This window comes from Variovorax sp. CF079 (assembly GCF_900101545.1).
Taxonomy (GTDB): Bacteria; Pseudomonadota; Gammaproteobacteria; order Burkholderiales; family Burkholderiaceae_C; genus Variovorax.
The window spans coordinates 1-20,393 of the sequence record NZ_FMZU01000003.1 but is presented as its reverse complement, the minus strand read 5'-3'; the positions used below and the strand labels follow the sequence as shown (position 1 = coordinate 20,393).

Annotated in this window: 21 protein-coding genes and 2 pseudogenes; 8 read left to right on the top strand and 15 right to left on the bottom strand. The window is 62.8% G+C overall.

The genetic code is table 11. The features are described 5' to 3' along the window. The first annotated feature begins 42 nt into the window (after nucleotides 1–42). Nucleotides 43–909 carry an AraC family transcriptional regulator gene (locus BLS74_RS04535; RefSeq protein WP_093103320.1) on the top strand — a complete coding sequence of 289 codons (867 nt, stop codon included), beginning with the start codon at nucleotides 43–45 and terminating at the stop codon, nucleotides 907–909. Nucleotides 910–942: 33 nt separating this feature from the next. Here the strand turns inward: BLS74_RS04535 and BLS74_RS04530 are convergent, their stop codons facing one another. The 4 genes from BLS74_RS04530 to BLS74_RS04515 all read right to left on the bottom strand — a co-directional run bounded on the left by BLS74_RS04530 (nucleotide 943) and on the right by BLS74_RS04515 (nucleotide 4,419). Further along, nucleotides 943–1,866, bottom strand: coding sequence for a 3,5-dioxohexanoate:acetyl-CoA acetone transferase (locus BLS74_RS04530; RefSeq protein WP_093103693.1), 924 nt, complete (start codon nucleotides 1,864–1,866; stop codon nucleotides 943–945). Nucleotides 1,867–1,893: 27 nt separating this feature from the next. After that, the gene (locus BLS74_RS04525; RefSeq protein WP_093103318.1) at nucleotides 1,894–2,646 is read right to left on the bottom strand and encodes an SDR family oxidoreductase; all 753 of its coding nucleotides are present in this window, start codon (nucleotides 2,644–2,646) and stop codon (nucleotides 1,894–1,896) included. Continuing rightward, on the bottom strand, nucleotides 2,630–3,985 hold the full coding sequence (locus BLS74_RS04520; protein WP_093103317.1) for an MFS transporter: 1,356 nt from the start codon (nucleotides 3,983–3,985) through the stop codon (nucleotides 2,630–2,632). Before BLS74_RS04520 ends, BLS74_RS04525 begins: the two co-directional genes overlap by 17 nt. Before the next feature lie 62 nt (nucleotides 3,986–4,047). Beyond that, a complete protein-coding gene (locus tag BLS74_RS04515) occupies nucleotides 4,048–4,419 on the bottom strand; it encodes a tautomerase family protein (protein ID WP_093103315.1) in 372 nt (123 codons plus the stop codon). 482 nt (nucleotides 4,420–4,901) lie between these two features. Here BLS74_RS04515 and BLS74_RS04510 point away from each other — a divergent pair, with 482 nt between their 5' ends. Beyond that, nucleotides 4,902–5,891, top strand: coding sequence for a tripartite tricarboxylate transporter substrate binding protein (locus tag BLS74_RS04510; protein ID WP_093103313.1), 990 nt, complete (start codon nucleotides 4,902–4,904; stop codon nucleotides 5,889–5,891). Between the two features lie 30 nt (nucleotides 5,892–5,921). Continuing rightward, nucleotides 5,922–6,578: a flavin reductase family protein gene (locus tag BLS74_RS04505; protein WP_093103311.1), complete on the top strand. Its 657-nt coding sequence runs from the start codon at nucleotides 5,922–5,924 to the stop codon at nucleotides 6,576–6,578. 106 nt (nucleotides 6,579–6,684) lie between these two features. Here the strand turns inward: BLS74_RS04505 and BLS74_RS35510 are convergent, their stop codons facing one another. From BLS74_RS35510 to BLS74_RS04495, 3 genes are all read right to left on the bottom strand, one after another. Further along, nucleotides 6,685–7,269, bottom strand: coding sequence for a reverse transcriptase domain-containing protein (locus BLS74_RS35510; protein WP_280142604.1), 585 nt, complete (start codon nucleotides 7,267–7,269; stop codon nucleotides 6,685–6,687). Further along, nucleotides 7,269–7,952 carry a reverse transcriptase domain-containing protein gene (locus BLS74_RS35505; protein WP_280142603.1) on the bottom strand — a complete coding sequence of 228 codons (684 nt, stop codon included), beginning with the start codon at nucleotides 7,950–7,952 and terminating at the stop codon, nucleotides 7,269–7,271. Before BLS74_RS35505 ends, BLS74_RS35510 begins: the two co-directional genes overlap by 1 nt. A gap of 91 nt (nucleotides 7,953–8,043) precedes the next feature. Then, nucleotides 8,044–9,060 (bottom strand): hypothetical protein, encoded by a 1,017-nt coding sequence (locus BLS74_RS04495; protein ID WP_093103309.1) that lies wholly within the window; start codon nucleotides 9,058–9,060, stop codon nucleotides 8,044–8,046. Nucleotides 9,061–9,249: 189 nt separating this feature from the next. On the opposite strand from BLS74_RS04495, the gene BLS74_RS34990 reads away from it, so the two are divergent. Continuing rightward, nucleotides 9,250–9,510: a type 2 periplasmic-binding domain-containing protein gene (locus BLS74_RS34990; RefSeq protein WP_093103307.1), complete on the top strand. Its 261-nt coding sequence runs from the start codon at nucleotides 9,250–9,252 to the stop codon at nucleotides 9,508–9,510. Nucleotides 9,511–9,565: 55 nt separating this feature from the next. Here the strand turns inward: BLS74_RS34990 and BLS74_RS34985 are convergent. Then, a pseudogene (locus tag BLS74_RS34985) lies at nucleotides 9,566–9,751 on the bottom strand (hypothetical protein); the annotation flags it as partial. 90 nt (nucleotides 9,752–9,841) lie between these two features. Between BLS74_RS34985 and BLS74_RS34980 the strand changes: the two are divergent. The 3 genes and pseudogenes from BLS74_RS34980 to BLS74_RS04475 all read left to right on the top strand — a co-directional run. Beyond that, nucleotides 9,842–10,159: pseudogene (locus tag BLS74_RS34980) on the top strand (tyrosine-type recombinase/integrase); the annotation flags it as partial. Between the two features lie 148 nt (nucleotides 10,160–10,307). Beyond that, nucleotides 10,308–10,574: an antitoxin gene (locus BLS74_RS04480; RefSeq protein WP_093103692.1), complete on the top strand. Its 267-nt coding sequence runs from the start codon at nucleotides 10,308–10,310 to the stop codon at nucleotides 10,572–10,574. Then, nucleotides 10,571–10,987, top strand: coding sequence for a type II toxin-antitoxin system VapC family toxin (locus tag BLS74_RS04475; protein WP_093103303.1), 417 nt, complete (start codon nucleotides 10,571–10,573; stop codon nucleotides 10,985–10,987). Before BLS74_RS04480 ends, BLS74_RS04475 begins: the two co-directional genes overlap by 4 nt. Before the next feature lie 476 nt (nucleotides 10,988–11,463). Here BLS74_RS04475 and BLS74_RS04465 read toward each other — a convergent pair whose 3' ends face one another. The 7 genes from BLS74_RS04465 to BLS74_RS04435 form a co-directional block, all read right to left on the bottom strand. Next, nucleotides 11,464–12,648, bottom strand: a complete 1,185-nt coding sequence (locus BLS74_RS04465; RefSeq protein WP_093103299.1) for an acetyl-CoA C-acyltransferase — start codon at nucleotides 12,646–12,648, stop codon at nucleotides 11,464–11,466. 32 nt (nucleotides 12,649–12,680) lie between these two features. Beyond that, a complete protein-coding gene (locus BLS74_RS04460; protein ID WP_093103298.1) occupies nucleotides 12,681–13,439 on the bottom strand; it encodes a 3-hydroxyacyl-CoA dehydrogenase in 759 nt (252 codons plus the stop codon). A gap of 439 nt (nucleotides 13,440–13,878) precedes the next feature. Further along, a complete protein-coding gene (locus tag BLS74_RS04455; RefSeq protein WP_093103296.1) occupies nucleotides 13,879–14,340 on the bottom strand; it encodes a MaoC family dehydratase in 462 nt (153 codons plus the stop codon). Further along, nucleotides 14,333–15,985 carry an AMP-binding protein gene (locus BLS74_RS04450; RefSeq protein WP_093103294.1) on the bottom strand — a complete coding sequence of 551 codons (1,653 nt, stop codon included), beginning with the start codon at nucleotides 15,983–15,985 and terminating at the stop codon, nucleotides 14,333–14,335. The genes BLS74_RS04455 and BLS74_RS04450 overlap by 8 nt, the downstream gene beginning before the upstream one ends. Beyond that, entirely contained in the window at nucleotides 15,982–16,722 is a 741-nt protein-coding gene (locus BLS74_RS04445) for a nitroreductase (RefSeq protein WP_093103292.1), read from the bottom strand. The genes BLS74_RS04450 and BLS74_RS04445 overlap by 4 nt, the downstream gene beginning before the upstream one ends. Before the next feature lie 161 nt (nucleotides 16,723–16,883). Further along, on the bottom strand, nucleotides 16,884–18,254 hold the full coding sequence (locus tag BLS74_RS04440) for an MFS transporter (RefSeq protein WP_093103291.1): 1,371 nt from the start codon (nucleotides 18,252–18,254) through the stop codon (nucleotides 16,884–16,886). 142 nt (nucleotides 18,255–18,396) lie between these two features. After that, complete coding sequence (locus tag BLS74_RS04435) at nucleotides 18,397–19,416, bottom strand: AraC family transcriptional regulator (RefSeq protein ID WP_093103289.1); 1,020 nt, start codon at nucleotides 19,414–19,416, stop codon at nucleotides 18,397–18,399. Nucleotides 19,417–19,653: 237 nt separating this feature from the next. Here BLS74_RS04435 and BLS74_RS04430 point away from each other — a divergent pair, with 237 nt between their 5' ends. Continuing rightward, the gene (locus BLS74_RS04430; protein WP_244503753.1) at nucleotides 19,654–20,271 is read left to right on the top strand and encodes an oxidoreductase; all 618 of its coding nucleotides are present in this window, start codon (nucleotides 19,654–19,656) and stop codon (nucleotides 20,269–20,271) included. Nucleotides 20,272–20,393 lie beyond the last annotated feature (122 nt).

The following is a 20,393-nucleotide window of genomic DNA, read 5'->3' as shown; positions in this document are numbered from 1 at the left end:
GCACAATGAGGTCGGGCACAAGGTCGAAGCCGGAGGTAAGCAATGCATAACCTGGACCCACAAGCTGAATACCGCGAAGTTGGGGGTGAACTCGTCTCCGGCACCATCGCTGACTCGCGCACCACACATGTTGAGGTCCTCACGCGCCGAGCCACTGGGCCCATCTCCTGGCGTTTCCGTCAACCGCGGCTTGCGCTGTTCTGGTTTCGCAGCGGCCTCAAAGAGTTGCATCTGGAACTTGACGGCCGCCGCATCGACTCGGAAATAAGACACGGAACTAACCTGACGCTGCTCCCGGCCTCGACCTCCGTCATGGGCGAGTTCGAGGTTGCCCCGTCGTTCGACTACACGGTAGCCTTCCTGGACCCGACCGTCGCGTCCGACGCCGGCTGCCATTTCGATCGGCCCCTGATTGGGTTCGGTAGCGAAGATTTGCAACGCAGCCTTTCGGTGCTTTGCCGTGAGGCGCGCAATGCAGATAGCCTTTACGGGTTGTTCGCGGAGGGCTGGGCAATGCAGGCGCTCGCCCTTCTTGCGCGGATTGACGGCAGTCAGGCAGCCACCGACCGTCCGAGCGGTGGCCTTGCCCCCGGCAGCTTCCGGCGCGTTGTCGACTACATCGAGGCCGACTTGTCCAGGCCCTTCGCGATCGAGGACTTGGCGCAAGTTGCCGGTGTCAGTCCCCGGCATTTCATCCGGGCTTTTCGCGAGAGTTCCGGGCAGACACCCCTGCGCTTTGTTTACGGTCTGCGTCTCGAGCGGGCCAAGGAGTTTCTCCTGGATCCCCGTCGCACCGCAACTGAAGTGGCGCTGGATTGCGGCTTCAGCCATGCTCAGCACTTCAGCACCGCGTTCAAGAAGGCGACCGGACTGACACCGTCCGATTTTCGCAGGGCTGCGATGCGCTAATCGCGTCGCCGAATCGTGAAGGAAGGAGTGCTCTCAGAAGTTGACCTTCCACATGCCCTTCAACTGCAGGATCTCCCGGGCTTCGTTCGGGTTGGCGATTTCGAGTCCAAGCCCCTCGACAATCTGTCGTGCCTGCCGCACCTGCGCTGCGTTGCTCTCGGCCAGCCTGCCGCGTCCAAGCCACAGGCTGTCTTCCAATCCGACGCGCACATTGCCGCCCATACTCGCAGACATTGCTGCAAGGCGAAGCTGGTCCTTGCCTGCCCCCAGCACTGACCAGCGATAGTCATTGCCGAACAGCCGGTCGGCAGTCCGCTTCATGTGCAACACGTCTTCAGGGTGCGTTCCGATACCTCCGAGGATGCCGAACACGGTCTGAACAAAGAATGGCGGCTTGACCAGACCACGCTCGACAAAGTGCGCCAGGTTGTAGAGATGGCTGACGTCGTAGCACTCGAATTCAAAGCGCGTGTCGTTAGCGGCACATCGCGCCAAGGCGTATTCGATATCTTGGAAGGTGTTGCGGAAAATCAGGTCTCGACTGGCTTCGAGCGCTTCGCGCTCCCAGGCATGTTTGAATTCCTTGAACCGCGCCAACATCGGGAACAGCGCGAAGTTCATGGAGCCCATGTTGAGCGAGGCCACCTCGGGCGCAAAGCGCATCGACGGCTGAATGCGCTCCTCGATCGTCATGTAGGGCGAGCCGCCACTGGTGATGTTCAACACTGCATCGGTGCGAGCCTTGATCTGCGGCAGGAATCGCCCAAATGCCTCGGGGCTCTGGTCCGGCTTGCCCGTGATCGGATCGCGTGCGTGAAGGTGAATGATCGCAGCGCCCGCCTCGGCGGCGCCCACGGAGGCTTCGATGATCTCTTCCGGTGTGACCGGGAGATAGGGTGACATCGAGGGCGTATGAATCGCACCCGTGACAGCGCATGTGATGATGACTTTGCTCATGATCTGCTTCTCTCGCTTGCTGCGCACTCAGATCTGGGCTTTGCCGCCGTCCACGAACAGCTCAATGCCATTGACAAAGCTCGAATCGTCGGAGGCAAGAAAGACAGCCGCCTTGGCAATTTCGTCCGGTTCGCCGACGCGGCCCATTGGGATCCGCGAGGCCATAGCATCGAGCATTCCCTGTTGCCGTGCGGCGTCGGGCCCGGCCAGGTCAAAGAAGCCTGGTGTTTTGGTAGGTCCAGGGCTGAGCGTGTTGACCCGGATGCCGCGGCCTTTTAGATCGAGAATCCAATTGCGGGCGAATGAGCGTACGGCGGCCTTTGAGGCGGCGTAGACACTGAATGCCTCGGTACCGCCGCTGGCGGCGGTGGAGCCAGTCAGGATGACTGATGCGCCGTCCGCCAGCAACGGCAGCGCCTTCTGTACAGTAAACAGTACGCCTTTGACGTTGCGGCCAAATGTGTCGTCATACTGCTCCTCTGTAATGGTCCCGAGCGGCAGCCGCGAGCCGCCGCCGGCATTGACGAACAATACGTCGATCCGACCCTTATCCCCCTTCACCCGATCGAACAGCGTGTCGAGTTCGGCCATGTTCGATGAGTCGACCCGGATGCCGATAGCGTTACCAATCGTGGAGACCGCAGCGTCGAGTTCGGCTTGTCGGCGACCGGTGATAGTGACGTGGGCTCCTTCGCTAGCGAACCGCTGGGCGGTAGCGAGCCCGATTCCCGTGGATCCACCGGTAACGATTGCGATTTTGCCTTCAAGTTTGCGTGACATGGACTTTTCCTTGGTTGGTCGTAGGTCGGAGCGTGTCCGACGATCTATGCCTGATCAGTGCAACCGCGACACCTCCGATCACGGCGGCCAGTGCAATGGCAAGAAAGTTGTGCGCCAGCGGCAGCTTCATGGAGACCAACAGGCCGATCACGATGGGCGCTGCGATCGCGCCGATGCGTCCGACGCCTGAGGCGAAACCAAGGCCCGTCGAACGGATCGACGTCGGGTAGAACTGCCCCGCATACGCGTACAGCAGAATCTGGGTGCCCAGCGTCGATGCGCCCACGATGGCAACGATCGGGAACAGTGGCTGCGCGCCGTAGCCGAGAAAAGTCAGCGAGACCGCGGCAACCGCGAAGAATGCGGTCGTCACCCACTTGATGTTCAACTTGTCGGCGAGCCATCCGCCACCGACGGCGCCGACGACTGCACCGGTGTTGTAGGCGAGCAGGAAGTTCAGTGCCGAACCCAGGCTATAGCCGGCCATGCCCATCAGCTTGACCAGCCACGAACTGAGCGCATAGAGCATGAACAGGCAGGTCATAAAGGCGACCCAGAACATCACCGAACTGAAGCCGCGGCCGTCCAGGAATAGCCTGGCTACGCTCGGACCTTCGGCCTTGTCCTCGGCAGGAACGAGGAACTCCTCGTGCGGCTCGAACCGCATGTCCGGCCGGATCTTCCGGACCACTTCGCGCAGATGCGCGTCGTCGTGCTGCTTGATCAGGAACGGCAGCGACTCAGGCATGTACTTCAGGATGAACGGGATCAGCACCACTGGGGCTCCTGCGGCGATGAACACCGATTGCCAGCCGTAGGTCTCGATGAACTGCTTGCCGAGCAGCGCGGCGAGGATGCTGCCGACCGCGTAGCCGCAGCACATCAGTGTGACCATCAAGCCGCGCACCTTCTTCGGTGAATATTCGGTCATCTGCGCGGCCGCAGTAGGGATCGCGCCGCCGATGCCGAGCCCGGCGAAGAAGCGCATCATGCTGAAGGTGATCGGGTCACTGGTGAACCCGGCGGCCGCAGTGAACGCGCTGAACAGGAACACGCAGATCGCAATCGCCCAGCGGCGGCCGATCCTGTCGGCGAGCGCGCCGAGCCCGATCGCACCGAACATCATGCCGAACAGCGCAGAACTGGCCATGAAGCCCGCGGTCGCTGCGTCGACATTCATTGCCTTCATGATCGACGGAAGCGCGGTGCCGGCGACCGCCAGGTCGTAGCCATCGAGGACCAGGATGACGGAACACCAGATCAGCACGGACCGGTGAAAGCTGTTGAACTTCGCCTCGTCGGCCAGTTTGTGAACATCTATCGGGCGGGTTGATTTCATTGACTTGTCTCCTTTGATTTTTGGCGCGACGTTCAGGTGCGGCGCTACAGGCCGCACCACCCTCAGACGCGAGGGGCTTCGGGCAGGCGTTCGCCGCCGCGCACGACGTATTTGGCGGGATACAGTGCGACGAGAACCTCGACCTCGTCCTCGGATGCGCCGGTGCATGCGCTCCAGATCGCGCTCACCTTTTTGGCCAGCGACAGCACGGCACCATCGCTGCGCCCGTCACGTATGTGGCAGAAGATCAAGGTTTCGGAAGTGGGCTCTCCCGAACGGTAGGTGTTCTCGGGCGTGGCTTCATGGAATACGACGCTGATCAAGTCGAGCGGCGAAAGGATGATTTCCCTGATCGCGCTCGTGATTTCGGTGGCGATCTTGGCCTTGACGCCGGGTTGGATTCCGACCTTGCATTCGCAAACAATGACGGGCATGTTGTGTCTCCGTGAAGATGGGTTGCTGAGGCCCTCAGTCTCTCGGAACGTCGCCCTTAGCGATTGCAGCGCAGCGCCAACCTTGCTTCGAAGTGCCACTGCATGGATCTCCGCCTGGTAAGGCTTGCGCGTGCGTGAAAGACATCGCCGGCGGCGTCCAAACCCGCGCATACGCCCAGGGTTTCCCCGGATCTCATGGAAGAGCTTCTTGTTGACAGGTGGCTGGCGGTGACATAGTCTTCGTTTACTAAACGATCGTTCTACAAACGCCGCAAGTGCCCCGCTCCGTGCCCGCAGCAGTTATCCCTTTGCCCGCGCAACAGTCGGCCGGTTGATGCGCCACCGGAAGTCATTGCTGCGCCCCAGTGCGATTGGAGACGTCTTGATGGGTTCGAAGCTGTCCACGCCATCACCGATGTGTACGCATGAATCTTTTATTCACAACACTTAGCCGGCTTTCTGACCGGCGCACGGAGACAAACATGAAAACTCTGACTCGCAGATTCTTTGATGCCGCTCTTGTCGCGGTCGCGCTTTGCGGCTGCGCTGCCGCGACCGCGCAGCCCTATCCGAACAAAGCCATCCTGGTTAAGGTCGCTTACCCGGCTGGGTTCGGCGTCGACGCTTCGGTACGGCCATCCACACCCGTTCTGCAGCGCGCCCTCGGGCAGACCCTCGTGGTCGAAAACATGCCTGGGGCGAACGGCTCCATCGCAGCGATGAACGTGTTGAACGCCGCACCCGACGGATATACGCTGCTCGCCACTGCCGGTCCGGATCTGGTGGTGGCGCCGCTCACTCTCGCTTCGGCGAAGTACGCGTCCGACAGCTTCAAGCTCATCGGTTCATTCGGGAGCGCGGACATGGTCCTCGTCAGCCATCCCGACCGCCCTTTCAACAACCTCGGCGCGCTCCTCGAGCAGATGCAAAAGCCGGGCGCGAAGGAGTTGTCCATTGCGCACTGGGGCCAGGGCACGCTCGCTCATCTTGCGGCCGCCGAATTGCAGGGGCGCGTCGGTGTCAAGTTGCTGGAGATTCCGTACAAAGGCATCGCACCCATCGCCACGGCCGTGGGCGGCGGCGAAGTCGACCTCGCATTTGTTCCTCTCGCGGGACCGATCCTGGGAATGATTCAGACGGGGCGGATCAAGGCCATCGCCATCGCGAGCACGAAGCGACATCCGCTCCTGCCGGACCTCGCGACGCTGAGCGAGCACGCACGGTTCAAGAACTTCGAATTCGGCATCTGGACGGGCTTGTTCGCGCCCGCGCGCGCACCCGATGCCGTCGTCGCACGCCTGAGCAAGGCCTTCCACGAGTGGAACGAGAGTCCGGAATTCGTCGCGCTTGCGACGGCACAGGGCTTGCGCAAGCTGGACTCCATGACGCCGCAGCAGGCAGCGGCCTTCTTGCGTACAGAGAGCGACAAGTTCGTCAGCATCGCGAAGACCCTCAATCTGGTGGCGCAATAGCGCTGCCGCGCGGAATAGCAGGCCCATACGATGACAGTTCGAGACTTTCACTACTACGAGCCCGCCAAGGGCCATGGGTTGAGCCACAACCCGCTCAATGCGCTGGTGGCCCCGCGGCCCATCGGCTGGATCTCGTCGCGCGACGCGCAGGGGCGGGTCAATCTCGCGCCCTACAGTTTCTTCAACGCGTTCAACTACGACCCACCGATCATCGGGTTTTCTTCGATCGCCTGGAAAGACAGCGTTCAAAACGCGTCGGAAACGCGGGAGTTCACCTGGAACCTGGTCACCCGCGAGCTGGGTGATCAGATGAACCAGACCTCAGCACCGCTTCCGCACGGCGAGGACGAGTTTCCGCTCGCCGGCCTCACGGCCGTGCCGGGTCGCATGGTCAACGTCCCGCGGGTGGGCGAAAGCCGCGCAGCCATGGAATGCAAGGTGATCGACATCGTGCAGTTCCGGAACACCGATGGCGAAAAGGTCAGTGGCTGGCTCGTATTGGGCGAGGTGGTGGCCGTATACATCGACAAGGCACTCCTCAAAGACGGCGTATATCAGACAGCCGAAGCCTATCCGATCATGCGGTCCGGCGGACTGAATGACTATGTCCAGGTCTCGCCAGACAGTGTTTTTCAGATCGCGCGGCTCGCCGGCGCCAGCAGCCCGTCGTCACACGGCAAGGGATAGCAATACTCGAAGACGGCACAGGCGTCGCGGTAGGGACGGGGATTACTCCCCGCCCCCCGCACAGATCCGTACGTGCGGCACTACCGCATACGGCTCCTGCCTTGAGTCATGACGCAAAGCGTTCATGCGGATATGGGTGGAGCACCCGAGCCCGCGGTAGGTAGCGCTCGACCAGACGCCCGAACCGGGCCCAGGGCATTCGTCCACGCTGCCCTCGCCGTCGTAGCGCATGTAGCCACGCCCGAGACACGTCCTTGCGGAACGCATCCAAGCGGTCAACGTTGCCCGGTACGGCGTGGTAGTTGAAGTAGCCCTGGACCACGCGCCGCAGCCAGCGACCGACCACGGGGATCGGTTCGTGCATACGGCGCATCAGCGCCTCTCGAATTGCCTTGAGGCGGGCACGCATTCGCTTCGCCGAGGTCAGCCGCTTCAGTTGGAACCAGCCGTTCGACCGGGACTTCCCACAGATGTGGGTGAACCCGAGGAAGTCGAACGTCGGCGGCTTTGCAAGCCCTTGCTTGGCGCGCGCCTGAGCCGCGAAGCGGCCGAACTGCAGCACACGCGTCTTGTCCTCGTTCAGCGTCAGCCCGAACTGGGCGAACCGCACCTTCATGTCCTCAATGAATCGGTCAACGTCGCTCTTGCTCTCAAACCCGAGTACGCTGTCGTCGGCGTACCGAACGATCATCACGTCCCCTCTTGCATGGCGGCCTCGCCAGCGATGTGCCACAGGTCGAAGACGTAGTGCAGGTAAATGTTCGCCAATAGCGGCGAGATCACTGCCCCTTGCGGGGTACCCACCCGCACGTCGGTCCTGTTCCCGTTTTCGACAACGCCGGCCGTCAGCCACTTGCGGATCAATCGCAAGACTCTCGTGTCGCCGATCCGGTGCTCGAGGAATCGCATCATCCAGGCGTGATCGACGGTGTCGAAGAATGCCTTGATGTCAGCGTCGAGCACCCAGTTCACGCGCTTCGTCTGCATGCCCACCACCACGGCGTCCAGCGCTTGATGCTGGTTGCGCCCTGGCCGGAAGCCATACGAGAAGCCGAGGAAGTTCGCTTCATAGATCGGCGTGAGCACCGTCACCACAGCCTGCTGGACGATCTTGTCCTCCAGCGCCGCGATGCCCAGCGGGCGCTGCTTGCCGTCCGCCTTGGGGATGTACACCCTGCGGGAGGGCAACGCCCGGTAGCGGCCAGAATGCACCGCATCCCACAATTTGCCGATCCGCTCGTCGAGTCCTTCCTCGTACTCGCGCCACCTCACCCCATCGACGCCGGCTGCCGCATTGCGCTTCAATTGCATGAAGCTGTCGTGCAGCAGCTGGGGCGTGATGTGGTGCAGCGACCCGAGCGCACGACGAACCATCCGATGGTTCCCGAGATCACCATGGCGGCGGTCATCTCGATCGAGCCGCGGGTCTTGTTGTTCATTGCTGAGAGTGCCACTGGAGACGACGCTATCGCAGCTTTTCGATGTAGAAGCCGCTGAGTTCACCCGTCGAATGCCGTATCAATTGGTACGCGACGCCTTGCTTCTTGCACCAGGCAAGGACAACCCACACTGTGGCTCCAGCGGCCGAGTGAGCGGATCCGCCCCTCTTGACAAACGAGTCAATGATTTGCCGTGCAACTGCAGGAGTCACCGCCACTGGATGGGTGTCAGGTGGCGGATCAATCGGGTCCAACAGTCGGCGGCTGCGGCCGTCAAATGGATCGTAGTTCATAACCCTGGTAGACGCTGAGGTTGAGCCCTTGGCAGTGGCGGTACTGGTTGTGCGACCTTGCCGCTCTGCCATTGAGCTACCCCACTGGCGCAGCAGCCCGATGCCGTACGCGGTGGCGAGGCTCATTGCAAACAGCTCTCCTCCGTCTTCGATCACGTTCATGCCGCGAAATCCGATGCCAGCGGAAACCAGCGCGACATGACCCATGTCGACAACGACACCGAAGAACAACAGCACGGCGAACATCCACAGCAACTGAAGGGAATGCGATTGCGCAAGCGGTTTGCTGCGGCGATGCGCCCACCAGCACAGCGCAATCAACGGCACGCCGAAAAACGCCGAAACCATTAGTTCGCCGAAGTCCTGCCCGCGCAGCCCGATGGCACCTACGAAGCCGAGGAAATGGGCAAGCCTGAAGCCGCCGCGTTCATGAATCATCAAGGAGTCGTCGAGTAGCGCGTACGCGAACACCAGCGCCCACGCGGCGTAGACAGGCTGGCGGGAACGCGCGGACATGATCGCCAGCGCAACGGCAACAGCGCTCGCCTTCAGGTATTGCCACCACTCCGCAGCGCCACGATCGACGTTGAGCAGCAGCAGGTCGCTTTCCAGGACCTCCAGCCAGCGAGCGACGTGGAGGGTACAGAACACGAGGTCGACCAAAAGCAGCGGCACGAGGCCGCCGCGAAGCATCACCAAAACGAGTTCGCGGCGGCCTGCCACCGGCGCCCTGGGCGAAGCGGCCGTCATTCGGCCTCCATCGACGACTTCGGGTTGTCCATTTACTGATTCGCTTGGTTCTCGAGGATCGATCGTGCGATCCCCCGCTCAGTGCGCTGCCGGCACCACGTCGCCGGAGGTCGCTTCGTTCGAGCGCCTCTCGCGGGGCGCCATGGCCGTAACGTCCGCGTCGTGTCGCTCCGACAAGCGGGTGGAGGGATGCAACTGAATGACCCGATCGCACGAGCGGATGGTAGGCCGTTTCCTGCTCTCCAGCCTGCCGAGCTGGTCGTGGAATCGCTGCGTTGCATCGCGCGCCCGGACATCCGTTTCGTGGCGCTCGAGGACGAGGCGCCGAGCCTGGCCTATTCGCTCTGCCACCGCCCGGACCTGCCCGTGGAGCTACAGCGCACCGTGCTGGGCGCGGTCAGGGCGGCCGTGAACGGGCCAGGGCGAGAGGTTCGGTCGATGCCCTCGTGAGGGCGTCCGACGCGTCGTCAGGCCGAAGCTCCTCGCGCCCCGAGCCTACCGTCCGCTAGCTCGCCAGCGCCCGCGTTTCGGAGATGAGATCGGCCTTGCCCTCGAAGCCGATACCCGGCAGCGGCGGCAGCGTGACATGGCCGTTCCGCACCTTCACGCCGTCGGGGAAGTCGCCGTAGAGATGGAACAGGTCGATGCCGCGGTGCGCTTCATCGTGCAGTACTACAACGCCATCGGCAAGCCGACCAAGAAGCAGGTCATCGCGCTGGAGCGCGGCTACCACGGCTCTTCCTCCACAGGCGCGGGCCTGACCGCGGTGCTCCAGGCGCACGGCGTCCAGGAGGGACCGATCTTCCGGCGCATCCGCAAGGGCGGACACCTGGGCGAGCCCCTCGCCCCCGCGGCCGTGCGCGACATCGTCAAGGAGCGCTGCGCGCTGGCGGGCATCGAAGGCCGATTCAGCGCGCATTCGCTCCGGGCCGGCTTCGTCACCGAGGCGGGCAAACAGAACATGCCGCTGCCCGAGACCATGGCCATGACGGGGCATCAGAGCGTGGCGACGGTGGTGGGGTATTTCAGGGCGGAAAGCGCGCTCGGGAGCAAGGTCAGCCGGATGCTCGACGAGGATGAACGGCCCGCGAAACCATAAAGATCGCCGGCGTGCCTATGACCGCCTCCCGCCGTGCCTCCCAAACGCAGTGAAGTCTGTCACAGATCGGTCGCTTGACAGGATATGGTGACGTAGATACATTAATATCTACATGTGCCCTCCGCTGAAAACCACCTGGGAGCCCACCATGCAGCAACCCACCGCCAAACTCTTCGCCACCGGCGGCAGCCAGGCCGTGCGCCTGCCCGCCGAGTTCCGCTTCGAAGGCACCAGCGAGGTCTATATCCGCCGCGACGAGAACACCGGCGACATCATTCTGTCCAAGCGCTCGCCCGTGGACTGGCAGGCGTTCATGCAGCTGCGCGAGCAACTCGGCCCGGTACCGGAGGAGTTCCTGGCCGATCGCGAGCAAGGCGAGCAACAGCGCGACCCCTTCGCGGACTGGAAGGAATGACCCTCTCCATGCTCGACACCAACGCGGCGAGCGAGGCGCTGCGCGGGCATCCCGCCTTCGATGCCCGCCTGCAGGCAGTGCCGCCCGGCCAGTGGTGCATCTCAGCCGTGACCTGTTCCGAAATCCGCTACGGCGTGGCCAGACGGCCCGAGGCGGTGCGTCTGCACCGCCTGGTGGACGAGTTCCTGCGCATCGTGCCGATCCTGCCCTGGGACGCCAAGGCGGCACACCGGCACGGCGCGCTGCGCGCCGACCTGAAGGCGCGCGGCACACCCATCGGCGACTTCGACGAAATGATCGCAGCGCATGCGCTCGCGCTCGGCGCCGTGGTGGTCACGGACAACACCCGGCACTTCGCGCGTGTCCCGGGCCTCGTGATCGAGAACTGGCTGCGGCCTTCGGGCGACCATTGAAAAAAAAGTCCTTCAGGATTTGGAGTGGGTCGCCCGCGTAGCTGATACGCTGTCACGCAGTCTCCGAACGGAGGTGACTCGATGGACAGCACCATCCCTTGCGTGAAACGACGCGACGCCCCGCCGAAAGCCTGCGCACCTCCGACGCATGCCACCTGATCAGCCAAGGGGACAGGAACGCACCGAGGCCTTCGGCCGCAGGAGACGGAACGCGCAATGCCGAGCGATACAGGCAGACCTTGCGAACCGTCTCCGGATCGGTCACCCGCCGCATCTCCAGGCCGAAGGACTTGGCCAGCGCGCCGACATAGGCCGGCGCGAGCGTCGCTCGTCGAGGAACTGCGCGTCGAGTGCAAACGAACTATCCCCATGTGCCCGTGGTTGGTACCGCGGCGCATTCGGCCAGAGCTCGGCTTGGGCAAAGGCGCGCACTGCGTCGCGGATCGCTTCCTGGTCCGGGGGTGAGCAGCATGGATTCAGACCAGTTCGATCGCGACCGCCGTGCCCTCGCCGCCGCCGATGCACAGCGTGGCGACGCCGCGCTTCTTGCCCTTCTGCTGCAGCGCGTGGATGAGCGTGACCATGATGCGCGCGCCGCTGGCGCCGATCGGATGGCCCAGGGCGCAGGCGCCGCCGTGCACGTTGACCGCGGCATGCGGCACGTCGAGCTCGTGCATCAGCGCCATCGGCACCACCGCGAAGGCCTCGTTGACCTCCCACAGGTCCACGTCCTTCACGCCCCAGCCGGTCTTCTTGAAGAGCTTGGCCACCGCCCCCACCGGCGCGGTCGAGAACCACTCGGGCTGCTGCGCGTGGGTGGCGTGGCCGAGGATGCGCGCGATGGGCTTGGCCCCCAGCTTCTTCGCGCTGCTCTCGGTCATCATCACCAGCGCCGCGGCGCCGTCGTTGATGGAGGAGCTGGAGGCGGCGGTGATGGTGCCGCCCTCCTTCTTGAAAGCCGGCTTGAGGCTGGGGATCTTGTCGAGCTTGACCTTGCCCGGGCCCTCGTCGATCTCGATCACGGTGTCGCCGCCGCGACCCTTGACCGTGACCGGCGCGATCTCGGCCTTGAAGGCGCCCGAGGTGGTGGCGGCCTTGGCGCGCTCCACGCTGGCGATCGCGAAGGCGTCCTGCTGCTCCCGCGTGAACTTGTACTTGGCCGCGCAGTCCTCGCCGAAGGTGCCCATGGAACGGCCGGGCTGGTAGGCGTCTTCGAGGCCGTCGAGCATCATGTGGTCGAAGATGCGGTCGTGGCCCATGCGGTAGCCGCCGCGGCCCTTGAGCATCAGGTAGGGCGCGTTCGTCATGCTCTCCATGCCGCCGGCCACCATCACCTCGTGCGTGCCGGCCAGCAGCAGGTCGTGCGCCAGCATCGCGGCCTTCATGGCCGAGCCGCACATCTTGCTGAGCGTGACGGCGCCTGCGCTGTCGGGCAGGCCGCCCTTGTAGGCCGCCTGGCGCGCCGGCGCCTGGCCCTGGCCGGCCATCAGGCAGTTGCCGAACAGCACCTCGCCAACCGTGTCGGGCGCAATGCCCGCACGCTCGACGGCCGCCTTGATGACCACGCCGCCCAGGTCGTGCGCAGCCAGGGAAGAGAAGTCGCCCTGGAAGCCGCCCATAGGGGTGCGGGCAGCGCCGACGATGACGATGGATTCGGACATGAGTTGCTCCTTCGTGGATGTCGAGCTCTGGTCTATTTCGGCGGCAGCCTGATCGCACCGTCGAGCCGGATCACCTCGCCGTTGAGCATGTCGTTCTCGATGATGTGCTTCGCCAGCTTCGCGTAGTCCTCGGGCGTGCCCAGGCGCGAGGGGAAGGGCACGCTGGCGGCCAGCGCGTCCTGGACTTCCTGGGGCATGCCGAACAGCATCGGCGTGCCGAAGATGCCGGGCGCGATCGTCATGTTGCGGATGCCGTTGCGCGCCAGGTCGCGCGCGATCGGCAGCGTCATGCCGACCACGCCGCCCTTCGAGGCGCTGTAGGCGGCCTGGCCGATCTGGCCATCGTAGGCTGCCACCGAGGCGGTGGAGATCAGCACGCCGCGCTCCCCGGTGGCTTCCGGCTCGTTCCTGCTCATGGCGTCGGCCGCGAGGCGGATCATGTTGAAGCTGCCGACCAGATTGACGGTGACGGTCTTGCTGAACACGGCCAGCGCGTGCGGGCCGTTCTTGCCCACGGTCTTCTCGGCGGGCGCGATGCCGGCGCAGTTGACCAGGCCGACCAGCTTGCCTAGCTTCTGCGCGGCGGCCACCGCGGCCTGGCCGTCGGCCTCCTGGCTCACGTCGCATTTGACGAAGATGCCGCCGATGTCCTTGGCGACCGCTTCGCCCTTGTCCGCCTGCATGTCGGCGATCACGACCTTGCCGCCGGCGGCGGCGAGCATCCGCGCGGTGCCTTCGCCCAGGCCCGATGCGCCGCCGGTGACGATGAATACATTTGCTTCGATTCTCAATGCATGCTCCTCAGGTTTCAGGGTGCACACGGGCGCAACCGTTCTTCAAAGGCAGTCTAGGGTCTTGCATTCAGGAACGCGATGTCCTTGCGCCTCAAAATCCTTGAGGCAATCGGACACCTGAGCAAGCTACGATTCAACAGAAGGGCTTGCCCGATAACGAGACCCACTGCAGCTATGGCGAATTTTGGTCCGAAGGGAACCATCTCGATCGGCCTGCAACGGCCGAGTTAACTGACCAGAAGTGGACGCACTGGCGCGCGATCTGAAACTGCCTGCCACGACCATGCAACGACGCCTGCAGAACGAAGGCACGGCTTACCAGAAAATCAGGGACGAACTACGGTGTGACATCGCCATCGGGTTGCTCAGCGAATCCAATCCGCAACCGATGCTGGCAGCATGTCGCAGTCTCTCGACCTGCCGGCCTGAATTACTGTTATGCGCCGCAATGCACCCATTGAGCGGGTGTGAATAAGACGGTGCCATGTGCGAGGACGCGGGTCCGGTCGTCGCGCCCCTTCATTGAGCCCTGCAACTCGACGATGTAGCCGCCTCGCGAACGCGCCGCGATCGAAGTCACGCTCCACTCCATACGAACCGTCTCGGTCGCCAGTACTGGGCTCAGCAGGTCGATCGAGAAGCCGAGGCCCAGAACAGTCCCCCGCCGGGCGAAGTGGGTAGCGGTCAGCCCCATCAAGAGCGACGTGGTGTGCGTACCGCTTGCTATCAACCCGCCGAAATGCGTGCCTCGTGCAAACTCCGAGTCGTGGTGCATCGGGTTCTCGTCCCCGGCCGCCAGCGCGAAGCTCCTGACTTGTGCTTCGTCGAACGTGTGGGTTCGCGAGAACCGGTAGCCTGGCTCGATCGCGGCGCAGGCAGCGGGTCTGACCTCAGCCATGACTCGCCAGTCTCGTGATCGCCTCCTGGCTTCCAGCCAGTTGACGCAAGCGGAATTTTTGAATCTTTCCTGTCGCCGTCTTTGGCAAGCTGCTGAATATCACCCGGCGCGGACACTTGAAATGGGCCAGGCGTTCCCGACAGAATGCGATGAGCTCTTGCTCGGAGGGAACCGCAACATTCGCCTTGAGCTCGATGAACGCGCACGGCACCTCTCCCCACTTCTCGTCGGGCTGAGCGACCACTGCGGCATGCAGTACTGCGGGGTGCCCGTGAACCACATCCTCCACTTCCACGGAGGAAATGTTCTCTCCGCCGGAGATGATCACGTCCTTCGAGCGGTCCGTGATCTGGGCATATCCGTTGTCATGGACGACCGCCACGTCACCGGTACGAAACCAGCCATCTGCGAGTGCTTTGCGAGTGGCTGCTTCGTTCTTGAAGTAGCCCATCATCACCGTATTCCCACGCAGCATCAGCTCACCCGCGGTTCTCCCGTCCTGTGGGACGGGTGCGAGCGTGTCCGCGTCACCCACCATGAGGCCTTCGAACATGGCCGCTCGAACGCCCTGGCGTACCCGGAGCTTCCCTTGTTCTGCCTGCGGCAAGTCATCCCAGCCGTCTTGCCATGCGCAGCTTACCGGCGTGCCGCAAACTTCGGTGATGCCGAAGACGTGCTCCACGTCGAAACCCATGGCCAGGACGGCATTCAGCACCGCGAGAGGCGGAGGAGATCCTGCGGTCAGCACACGCACAGAGCGAGACAGCTTGGTATGCCGCGCTGAATCTGCCAGCATCGCCATGACGATCGGCGCCGCGCACAGATGATCGACATGGTGCTTGTCGATCGCCTCCAGCACCGCTTCGGCGGAAACGCGGCGCAGGCAGACATGGGTGCCTGCCGCCGCCGCGATGGCCCAGGTGAAGCACCACCCGTTCGCGTGGAACATAGGCAGCGTCCACAGGTACTTTGGCGCCCGCGGCATTGCCCAGTTCGTGACTTGCAGCAGGCTCATCAGGTACGTGCCGCGGTGGCTTGCGACCACCCCCTTTGGATCTCCCGTCGTGCCGGAGGTGTAGTTCAGGGCGATTGGCTGCCACTCGTCGTCCGGCCAACGGCCTGCGAAGTCCGGATCGCCGCTCGCCAGCAGCGACTCATAGTCGGTCTCGCCGATGCTTTCGCCAGGTGGCGCGAGGTGATCGTTAATGTCAACAACCCGAGGCGGTTGCTCGAGGTGCGTCAATGCAGCGGCAACAACCGCGGAGAACTCACGGTCTACCATCAGCAGCTTGCACTCACCGTGACGCAGGATGAACGCGATCCCCTCGGCATCCAGACGGTGATTGATCGCGTTGAGCACTGCGCCTGCCAGGGGTACTCCGAAATGCGACTCCAGCATGGCGGGGGTGTTGGGGGCCAGGACCGACACCGTGTCACCGGGGCGAATTCCTCGGAGCGCCAGCGCCGATGCAAGGCGATGGCAGCGTTCACGGGTTTGCTTCCACGTTCGAGTCAGATCCCCGTGCACCACCGCCACGCGATCCGGATGTGCCATGGCAGCGCGATCAAGGAAGCCAAGGGGCGTCAACGGCACATGATTCGCCTCGCAGCGATCGAGGCCTCTTTCATAGGATTGCGCGCTCATACTCTTGTCTCCTTTGCGATATCGTGGAACGTCGTGAAGGTGCAAACCGGCTCTCGCTCGGTGACGAGCGTGTTTTCAACGCAGGATTCGTCGGCATAGCCCAGGCTCATGCCACAGACAAGCATCTGGCCAAGGGGGAATTTCAGCAGATCGGCGATCTGTCGGTGGAACTTCAAGAAGGCAGCTTGAGGGCAGGTGTGAAGACCACGGGCTCGCGCAGCAACCATCACGCTCTGCAAGAACATGCCGTAGTCCAGCAAGCTTCCTTCCTGGAGCTCGCGGTCCACGGTAAAGAAAAGGCCCACGGGCGCATCGAAGAATCGATAGTTGCGCCCATGCTGCACATGCATGCGTTGCTTGTCACCCTTGGAAATTCCGAGCAGTCCATATAGATCCCAACCCACCTTGCGGCGCCGCTCCAGGTACGGAGAGACCCATTCGCGCGGGTAGTAGTCGTAAGGCTCGGACAGCTCCGGCAATCTGCTGGGATCGTCGTCAAGCTCTGCAATCGCCGCGGATAGACGCGCCTTCGCTTCCCCGGTCAGGACATGCACATGCCAAGGTTGCATGTTCATGCCGGAAGCACTGAAGCGGGCCATCGAGAGAATTGATTCGATTTCTTCCTGTGGGACGGGTCTGGGCAAATACGCCCTGACGCTGCGCCGCGTCGCGATCGCCCAATCGACTGCCTCTCTAAGCGCATCTGTACTCAACGGCGGCGCCTTCAAACGGTTCATTCCATGATTCCTTGCTTCGAATCGATTCGTTCTGTCCTGCCCCGGCTCGATCACAGGACACGTGACCGTTGGCCGCCAGCTCTTGGGTGGTTCAACGAAGACTGCAGTTCAACCTGGCGCACCGCACTTCCATCGTGCACAGCACCAGCGCCTGGCTGCAGTCAACGGGTTACAACCGCGACTTGCGACGGCTCGCTGTCGAGCGCGTGAGCGGCCTTGGCGCGGCTTGAATCAGCGCGCGACTGGTTCACGAAGGAAACCGCAAGCGCCCCGACAACGCCAGCCAGCGCGATTGCCATGAAGTTCTGCTCCATCGGAAGCTTCAGGGAAACGAGCCAGCCGATAAGAACCGGGGCAACGATGGCGCCGATTCGGCCAACACCGGAAGCGAAACCGACCCCCGTTGAGCGCACAGCGGGTGAATAGAAGTCGCCCGCGTAGGCATAGGCCAGCAGTTGTGTTCCGAGTGTGGACGCACCCACGACGAAGACGGCGAGGAAGAGCAGTTCGGTTGATTTCGTGTACGCGAGCGCCATCAGAGATACCGCCCCGACCGCATAGAACGCGATCAGCACGTGCTTGATGTTGAACTTGTCGCTCAGCATTCCGCCCCCGATCGCACCAACGATGGCACCGACGTTGAAGACGATCACGAAGTTCAAGGCTGAACCCAGGCTATATCCCGCCATCGCCATCAGCTTGGTCAGCCAGGAATTCAATGCGTAGACCATGAACAGTCCGGTCATGAAGGCCATCCAGATCATTACGGTGCTGAGCCCCCGCCCGGACTCGAACAGGCTTCGAACAGGCGCTCCACGCAGCTTGTCGGCAGAAGATCCGACAAAGACCGCGCCGCTCGTGCTTCGCTGGTCCGGCGCAATCTTGGCTGCGATGATGCCGAGTTGCCGCTGGTCTCCCTTCTTGATGAGGAACGACAACGATTCCGGCATTGTCATCAGGATGAACGGGATCAGAAGCACGGGCAACCCGGCCACGTAGAACACCCACTGCCATCCGTGGCTCTCGATGAGTTGCTTGGCGGTCAGCGCGACAAGAATGCCACCGACGGAGTACCCCGCAAAGACCATTGTCACCAAGCGCGTGCGCAAGTTCAGGGGGGCGAACTCACCCATCTGCGCAGTGACGATGGGCAGTACACCGCCAATGCCGAGACCTGCAATGAAACGGGTTACGCTGAAGCTGACGGGGTCACGGGTCAGCCCCGCCAGTGCAGTGAAGAGACTGAAGAGCGCCACACACACCGCGATCATGCGCGGGCGGCCGATGCGATCAGCCAGGGTGCCGAGGAAGATTGCGCCCAGCATGGTTCCGAACAACGCCGAGCCCGCCATGACTCCCGCGCTGGTGGCGTCCACCCCCATGTCTTTCATGATGGACGGGAGTGCGGCCCCGACGACGGCCAGGTCATATCCGTCGATGATCAGTATGAGCACGCACCAGAAGAGCACGAGCCCGTGAAAACCATTGAGCCGCGATTGGCCAGCCAGCGCGTGGACATCGATCTGTTGCATTTTGTCTCCTGCCTTGAAGCATCGCTGTGTGCGACTGCGAGAGGAGGTTAGTTCTGCAAGCGACAGAGGCCCATGCCCGAATGCCCCGATCTGGCCGGGGCGTTAGGGCATGCTCCTGGCGAGCGTAGAAGGTTGGTTGCGGCTATTCTCGCGTATGCGGCGAGGTTCTATAGGCTCCTGGGCTGACGCCTGTCCATTTCTTGAACGCGCGATGGAAAGCGCTTGTCTCCTGGAATCCCGTCCGTGCGGCGACTTCGGCTACCGTCAACGACGCGCTCGATAGGAGATCGATGGCAATGTCCCGTCGCAGATCGTCTTTCACTCGCTGGTAGCTCTGCCCCTCCTGTTGCAGCCGGCGTTGGAGCGTGGTGCCGGACACACAGAGTTCTTGCGCGAGCTTCTCCAGTTCAGGCCACGCATCCGGCACCAGGCTGCGCAACTTGTTGCGGACTTGTGCGCTCGTGCTCGCGTCATTGCGGTACTTGACCAACAAGTTGGCAGGCGCTGCTCGCAAGAAGCTGTCGACTGTCTCTGGCGACTCTGCGATCTTCAGATCCAGCAGGTCGCTTGCGAACGTGATGTGCGTTGTCTCTCCGTTGAAGTGCACGTTCTCGCAGAAGCGCGTGCGATAGTGGCTGTCATCGCCAGGAGGCGGACATCGGAACTGCATCTCGCGCAGAGGGATCCGCCGATGGACGAGCCAGCATGCCAATCCGTGAACGAGGATGAACCAGGTGCCGTAGCCGAATAGCCGGCGCAGCACACCACCGTCATGCAGGATCACGCGCGCCTCATCTGCCGATCGGACCAACTCCCCTTGAAAATCGTCCAATGTGGCTCGCAGGAACCTGAGGATTCGGCGAAGGGCGTGCTCAAGGTTTTCCGAGTTGACCGCGGCACGTGTCATGAGCGCATAGCTTCCCCGGCGTAGTCCGTGGCTATCGAGGCCGAAGAATTCGTCGTCCATCAGATCAGCCAAGGCCACCCACATTCGTGAGTACGCGGCGGCAGATATGCGCGCGCGCGGCGCATTCAGCAGGTCGCGGTCCAGCTTCGCGATGTCGAGGACACTGCTGATATCCATGTTCCTGAGCGCGGCGGCATGAATGGCTTCGTGCACCAACTCAATGGAAACCGTTCCCTTCAACCCCGCTGATTTCATGCGAACTCTCTGCACAATTGTTGATCAGTACCGGCCTCGACAAACGCGTTCTGGCCGTGTGCGGCAGCGGAACTCAGTCAAGGCCCTCGAAAACCGACAGTTCGGAGACACGTGCACGGCATCCTCTAATCCAGTGGAAGAGATTGCGAGGAAGACCCAACCTTCTCCTAACATCCAGTTTGACGCACCCAATGGAGCGAGCGTTCCGCCCACGCTCCCATCGCGGACGGCCATACCGTGGAAATTCATGGTGCACACGGCTATCTCATCGACCAGTTCTTCTGGTCCGGCACCAACAGGCGCACCGATCGGTATGGCGGCGCCACACTCAAGGAGCGTTCGCGGTTCGCCAGCGAGATCGTGGCCGCCACCCGCAAGGCGGTGGGTCCCGACTTTCCGATCATCATGCGCGTCAGCCAATGGAAGCAGCAGGACCTGACCGTGCGTCTCGCACCCACGCCCAAGGAAATGACGGATTGGCTGCTGCCGCTCGTGGAAGCTGGCGTGGACGTGTTGCATTGCTCGCAGCGGCGTTTCTGGGAGCCGGAATTTCCGGAGCTCGACGGCGAAAACGGCCTGAACTGCGCGGGCTGGGCCAAGAAGCTGACCGGCGCGACCACGATCAGCGTGGGCTCTGTTGGCCTGGACGGCGACGTCCTGAACGCCTTTGCCGGCAAGGGATCGAAAGCGGCGAGCGTGCAGCGATTGGTCGAGCGCATGGAACGCAACGAGTTCGACCTGATTGCCGTCGGCCGTGCATTGCTCGGCGACCCGCACTGGGTTTCGAAAATTCAATCGGGGGATCACAAGAACCTGAAGGGCTTTGATGCCGCCGCACTGGGTGCGCTCGTCTGATGCAACTGCGACGCTGATCACAGATCGCTAGTGTCCTGTCCCGCTGATACGTGAGCAAAGTCGATGCAACTTCTCAAGAATGGAATCTGCGGTGGCCGTCCATTTGAACGGTTGGCTGTTGG